Origin of the sequence: Trichlorobacter sp., assembly GCF_030247655.1 — a bacterium.
Classification (GTDB): domain Bacteria; phylum Desulfobacterota; class Desulfuromonadia; order Geobacterales; family Pseudopelobacteraceae; genus Trichlorobacter.
The window spans coordinates 1-6,764 of sequence record NZ_JAOTRZ010000159.1; the positions used below are offsets into that span (position 1 = coordinate 1).

The following is a 6,764-nucleotide window of genomic DNA, read 5'->3' on the forward strand; positions in this document are numbered from 1 at the left end:
TCCCGGCGTGTAGAGGTAAAGGCGCCGTGCAAGACTGTAGTCCTCGGTGGCAACGGTGAAGGGTGTAGGCAGGATCGGTTGGCCGCCGCTGCTGATGGCCACCGCCTTGGATGACTTGACATAGGGCAGGCCGATAAAGCCGATTCCGTTGGGATCTGTGGATACCTCTCGTGAGAGCTTAACGCTGTCTTCAAACCGTTTTGCTGCTTTGTCCAGTTTTTCCTTATGCAGCACCAGGCTTTTGAAGGTGTCAAAGGTGCCGGATTTATCGTCACGGGCGTAGAGATGGACCGGTGCAGCCTTGGCAATGCCGCTTAATCCCTTCCAGTCAGGGGTCTTACCGGTAAAGAGCGATTGGGTGTCGTCCAGTGAAAGTCGGGAAACCGGGTTTGCGCTGTTAACGATTACCGCCACCCCGTCCAGGGCCAGAATATGCTCGTTTGCACGGGAGGTCATAGTTCCCAGCAGTGAGAGCTTCTTTGTTTCGTCATCCTTAACCCTGCGGGAGGACATGCCGATATCGCAGGCATTGGCCTGTAATCCCTCAAAGGCGGTTGTGGAACCGTGGGCCTTGATCTCTACTGCCCGGTTACGACGCCCTTCCATGATCCCTTCCACCAGCAGCTCTTCATGGTTCTTGCCCGGCACCCGCCGGGTGCGGATCGCCCCGTTCTTTTTCAGAAACTCTTCAGCAAGCGAGGGGGCCAGTTCTGCGCCGATGGTGTTGGATCCCTGCAGTTTCAGGATGATGTCGTAGGAGTTGATCCAGTGGTAGTAGTAGCCGCCACTACTGGCCAGCAGCAGGGCTCCCACCAGCGATGACATCACCAGTCCCCGGCGACGTTTGAACCATGAATCGGCAATGCCGTTGGCAGGGGTACTGGGCAGCATGGCGATCCGGTGTTTTTCCAGTGCATGCAGGAATTCAAGGCTGCTCTGGTAGCGGTTGGCCGGATCTTTTTCCAGGGCTTTGTGGAGAATCAAAGCCAGTTCTTCATGGGTATCCTGCGCAAACTCCCTGATGTCAGGAATGGTACGGTCAAACTGGTTCAGCAGGGTATCAACCGCAGATTCTTCCTGAAAAGGCAGGCTGCCTGCCAGCATGTTGTAGAGAATCATCCCGACGGCATAGATGTCGCTCTGGGGGGTGACGGTAAAGGGGTTTAAAATCTGCTCCGGGCTCATAAAGGCTGCATCGCCACCTTGTCCCACCTCTTGCAGGTCTTCACCATACTTCAGCAGAGCTACTCCAAAATCGGAAATTTTCAGTCCGCCGTTACGGTCAACCAGAATAATTGAGGTACACAGACCACGGTGGACGATCCCTTTTTCGTGGGCAAACCTGAGTCCTTGCAACAGCCGTATGGTAAAATGCAGGGCAAAATGTTGGGGAAAAGGGCCGTTATGCTCAATCATCCGGTCCAGGGCCGCGCCGTTGTAATATTCCATCACCAGCCAGAATCCACCATTGTGTTCAAAAAAGTCAGTGGCCTGCAGGATATTGGGATGCACCATACCAGCCAGCAGCTTGGCTTCGTTGTAAAAACGTTCCCGATATGATTCGGTGCCGGGTTGCTTGCTGGTCAGCGATTTAAGCAGAAAGCGTTTGCCCAGCAGAACATGCTCAGCCGTTAATAAGGCGCCCTTGCCGTAGGGGGCCGGTCCTTCAATACGATAGTGATACAGCATTTCTCCCTTTTGCATTGTTTGAAACTCCTGAATTTATGGTTGGTTATGATTCTGCTGACAGTGCTCCAAGCATCACACGGGGTGCTTCGTTAGTGTCTTTGATTACCACCGATGATCCCTTGACTTTTTTAGCGGTTTTCTTGACCTCACTGGCCATGGAGGCGAGTTGTGCGTAGGAACCGATCTGAAGGTTGGCGGTGCTGATTGTCGCTACAGAAAGAGAAAGCAGATTAAAGGTCTCCAGTTCTCCTTTACGATTAAAAGAGGTGTAGCAACCTTTGCTATAGTCACTTGCGCCATGCAGCAGGGGCAGTCGGGCATCAAATTCCGCAATCATCTGACGTGACAGGGCCACGGCATGGGCGGGACCGGTGATGATGATGAAGTCATCGCCGCCGATATGCCCGCAGAAGTTTCTGGATTGTCGATTCTGCAACAGGTCGTCGGCGTACTGTTTCAGGATGTCACCCACCACCTGAATCACCATGTCGCCACGCTCAAAACCGTAAAAGTCGTTGTAGGGCTTAAAGTGGTCAATATCGATATAGGCGATGTCAAACGGCATGCCTGATTCCAGTCGTCGGGTGGTTTCCCGCTGAATACTTTCGTTACCCGGCAGACCGGTCAGCGGATTGGCCCCCTTGGCCAGCTTCAGGTTCAGGGCGGTGATAGCCTCCACCAGGGTGCGGACGTCCAGAATGCCCCGGTAGTCACCCCGCCGGGCAACACAGATGTTCTCCAACCGCATGGTGCCAAAGTTGCCGTGCAGTGCCTGGGCCGCTTCTTCAATGCTGGCTTCAGCATCAATCACCAGCGGCACCGGCTGCATCAGGTCACGAACTTTTTTTGAATGGTTGATATGAAAGGCGTAGCCGATCCGCCCCACAATCTGTTCCTCAATGAACTCGGAGCGGTTCAGCACTCCGGCTACCCGGTGTTGGTCTACAACAGGAAGTACTTGCAACCGTTTGTCAGTCTGAAACCGTTCCAGGGCGGTATTCAAGCGGTCTGCCGGTCTCAGGGGTTCTATATGCAGGGTGATATCTGCAACGGTCTGCAGTGAACGATCAACTTCTTCCGGTGCGGCAGTCAGGGGAGGGCAAGGGAGCAATTCCTTCGCGGTCTGATCTGCAATGACGTCGGTTGGGTTGCCAACAAGCAGTGGCGTGCCTTCCCGTAAAAAATGCTCAAAGGTTTCCCGTGGCATCGGTTTGCCAAAGTAATAGCCCTGCATGGTGTCGCAGCCCAGTTCCTGTAACAGTTGGTGCTGGTGGGCGGTTTCCACACCTTCTGCAGTGACCTTGAGGTGCAGCGAGCGGGCCATGGCAATGATGGCAACCACAATCGCCCGGTCATCGGGGTTGCTGTCCAGCTCCTTCACAAAGGAACGATCAATCTTGAGGTGGTCCACCGGCAGATGTTTCAGGTAGGTCAGGGATGAGTAACCGGTGCCAAAGTCATCAATGGCCAGTTTAACCCCCAGCTCCTTCAGCCTGAAGATCTGCTCGGTATTTTCATTGGAGTGTTCCATCAACAGCGATTCGGTCAGTTCGCAGCAAAGTGCTTCAGGTGGCAGCCCCACCATCTGAAGTTGACGGGCGACCCGCTCGGCAAACTGGCGGTCCTTCAGCTGGCGGGTCGAGACATTAACCGCCACGGTCAGGTGGGGATAGCCCTGCTCCCGCCACTCTTTGCAGTTTTGCAGGGCCAGTTCCAGCATCCGGTCTCCCAACTGCACAATGGCACCGTTATCTTCTGCCACTGGAATAAACTTGTCCGGTCCCACCAGCCCCAGGGTGGGGTGCTGCCAGCGGGCCAACGCCTCCATGCCGACCAGCTTCTTACCGTCCTGGCTGAACAGTGGTTGATAACAGGCAAAAAACTCCCCGGCCCGAATCCCCCGCAGGATGCTTGACTCTATCTGCATCTGCTCACTGACCGCCTGATTCATCTCTTCTGCATAAAACTTGAAGCCGCATTCACCGCCAATCGACTTGGCCTGTGCCTGGGCCAGTGCCAGGTGGGCATGCTGCAACAATACCTCGCCGGTGCGGCCATCACCGGGAAAGATAGCGATACCGATATGGAGATTGAGTTTAAATTCAGCGTCATGCAGGTTGAGCGGTTCATTGAGTGCATCAAGCAGTTTGGTGATGACCGGCAGGATCTCCCGTTCGTTCTCAGTTTTTGGAAGTAGGATGCCGAATTCGCCCTTTTGTAGCACTGCCAGGGTGTCGGTTTCTCGCAAAACCCCCTGCAGGCGGTCTGCCACACAACGCAGCAGTTCATCGCAATCATCATTGCCCCGGGCACTGATGGCGCCGGGACAACGCCCCAGGGCAAGTTTCAGCACGGACAGTGCCTGTTCTTCACGGTTGCTGATGGCCAGCAGCTGGCTGAGCCGGTCATTGAGCAGTTTCTGGTTGGGCAGCCCGGTGATGGCGTCATAGCGGGTCAACTCTTCCACCTTGCGGGCCGCCTGTTTCAGCAGGGTGGTATCCTCCAGAAAAATGATGGTACAGGAATCTCCTTCAAACAGAATCCGGTGGGCAGAAACCGCGCCGTTCAGCAGTGTTCCATCCTGTCGCCGCAGGGTGACCTCAAGCCCCTGCACAACACCGTTGCTACGGATCTGCCGGATCAGGTCCAGTCGTTCAGCGCTGTTTTCCCAAAGGTTAAGGTCGCTGTCGCTGCGCCCCACAATGGTAGCAACCGTATAGCCGGTCATACCGGCAAAGCGCTGGTTTACCAGCAGGATCTGGCGGTCATGATCCCGCACTACCGCAATGCCGTTGGGAGAGGCATGAAAGGCCCTGATGATCAGCTCATGGGATGATGCGTTGTTTTTGGTAAAACGGCGGATCAGCAGATAGAGCGATGTTGAGGTGATGATAAGCAGGCCGATACCGGTAGCAATATGCGGCAGGGTTGACAGGTTAAGGAGCCCGGCTGTGACCGTCCAGATGCTGCCGAACAGCAAAAATGCGATGGTTGTGTTGCGGGCCGTCAGCGCAATCGGTATGCCGAACAACAGGATTTTTTCCTGTCTTCCCGGGATATCTGCCGCTTGTGTGGTTTTCTCTGAAGACCACAATCTGCCTGCTATCTGGTGCTGCGTAACGGTGTGCATAGGTTGTTCCTCTGTGAGCAAGGCTGACGGACAACGTTCAGTTGTGGCTACGCTGCTGCAGGGAGGTTGTTCAGTACGTTAAAAACAGACGGCTGGTAGCGCTGCTGATGTAACGGTTCTGCTGTGAAAACCGGTGGTTCGTCATACTGAAACTGATTCAGCTCAGCCTGCAGTTCCTGTGAGATGGCTGCCAGCCGGATTGATTCTTCCGAGATTGCACCGGTGGCCTGCAGGGTCTCCCGCAGTGAGCTGTCAATGGCAAGGATGTCATCGCTGATCTGGCTGGAGGTGGCAGAGAGTTCTTCCGTTGCAGTGGCGATCTGCTGGGTCATCCCCTGCAGACCGTCAACGCTTTCAACAATACTGGCAAGGGCAAAGCCCGCTTTTTCAGAGTAGCGAATCCCTTGATTAACCTGTGCCAGGCTCTGCTGCATTGTCTCAACGGCCCTGCTGGTGTCACTCTGGATAGCGGAGAGCTTTCCGGCGATCTCGACTGTGGCTTCCTCGGCACGGCGGGAGAGGTTGCGTACCTCGTTGGCCACCACGGCAAAGCCAAGTCCGTGTTCTCCGGCCCGGGCCGCTTCAATGGCGGCATTCAGCGCCAGCAGGCCGGTCTGGTCGGTAATGTCACGAATGGTTGCAAGTATCTCACCGATTTGCTGAGATCTCCCATGCAGGCTGGCAATGGTTGTTTGTGATTCCCCCACCGAATCGGCTATGGCCTGCACCTCTGCAATGGTTCGGTTCACCACCTCGGCACCGTCCTGGGCGGTCTGCCTGGCCATTCCGGCTGAATCAGCAATGCGTGCCGTGTGCTGCGCGACATCTGCCACGGTCTGGTGCAACTCACTGCCTGCCGTGGCAACCTGGCTGACCCGCTCACTCTGTTCCTGTACCTGGCAGGTGATCAGGCTTACCGTGCCTGAAAGCTCCTGTGAGGTGTTGGCCAGGGTTCCGGCGGTTCCGGCTATGGTACCTACAATTCGCCTGAAGGAGCTGATCAAACGGTTAAAGGCATTGATGGACTGACCGATTTCATCGTGGTTCTGGACCTCAACACTGCGGCGCAGGTCACGACTTTCTGCAATCTCGCCGATAGTTGTTTGCAACAGAGCAAGCGGCTTGTGGATAATTCTGGCCACCAGCCAGTTAAGAGTCAGTACCAGTATGCCGATTACCAGTGCACCCCCCAGCATGATCGCAGTCCGTTTACGGGAGGTGCTGGTCATCGTCTCAACAAACGTATGCTGCTCGCTGGTGGTGGCTGAGACCTGGGCCTCACTCTGGCGTGCCTGCTCCATGGTTACCTGTCTGACTTTGGCTACGGTCGCCTCAACCTGCCCCATGCTGGCCAGCACATCGCGCTGGGCAGTGGCGATCCGCCTGATTGCAGCGCCTGCCCGTCCTGTGCCGTTGCCGATCTGCTCAATGGCATCCTTGACCACACCGCCACTTTTTACCGACATGACTTCTGTTTCTGCCTGCTTCAGATGTTTACTGATTCTGGCTTGAACAACACTGATTTCTGCCACCAGCCTGTCCAGCTCCGCTGCAGAACTGCTGAGCATTACCATCCGGGCCTTGGCATCCAGCAGGCGCAGATCAACATGAATGCTGTCCACCGCTTCAACTGCAGTCATGACCCGCTTGTTGATCTCCATGTCGTTTTCAACACCATTACGGTAGTTCTGAATCTTGTCCTGCAAGGTCGCGGTATCGTTCAAGCCGGTTACGGTCTCGCCTTTCAGGGCGCGGTCAATATCCTTTGAATAGTCTGAGGCACGCCGTGCTGCCGTGCTGCGCAGTCCTGAAATAACATCACGAATCCCTTCAAGTGATTTTTCAGCAGCCTTAATGGAGCCGCTCAGATTGGTTACCTCAGCCTTAAATATCTCCAGGCTGGAGAACTTGTCGCGCAACGCCGAAGCCACCTGTTGTTCAAGGG

General features: G+C 55.3%; 3 protein-coding genes. All 3 read right to left on the bottom strand.

Annotated features, from left to right (window positions below; translation table 11 throughout):
• On the bottom strand, nucleotides 1-1,704 hold a 1,704-nt coding region (locus tag OEL57_RS12300), incomplete at its 3' end, for a protein kinase domain-containing protein (protein ID WP_300740823.1).
• 28 nt (nucleotides 1,705-1,732) lie between these two features.
• Entirely contained in the window at nucleotides 1,733-4,819 is a 3,087-nt protein-coding gene (locus OEL57_RS12305) for an EAL domain-containing protein (protein ID WP_300740824.1), read from the bottom strand.
• 47 nt (nucleotides 4,820-4,866) lie between these two features.
• The coding region (locus OEL57_RS12310) for a methyl-accepting chemotaxis protein (RefSeq protein ID WP_300740825.1) at nucleotides 4,867-6,764 on the bottom strand (1,898 nt) is incomplete at its 5' end.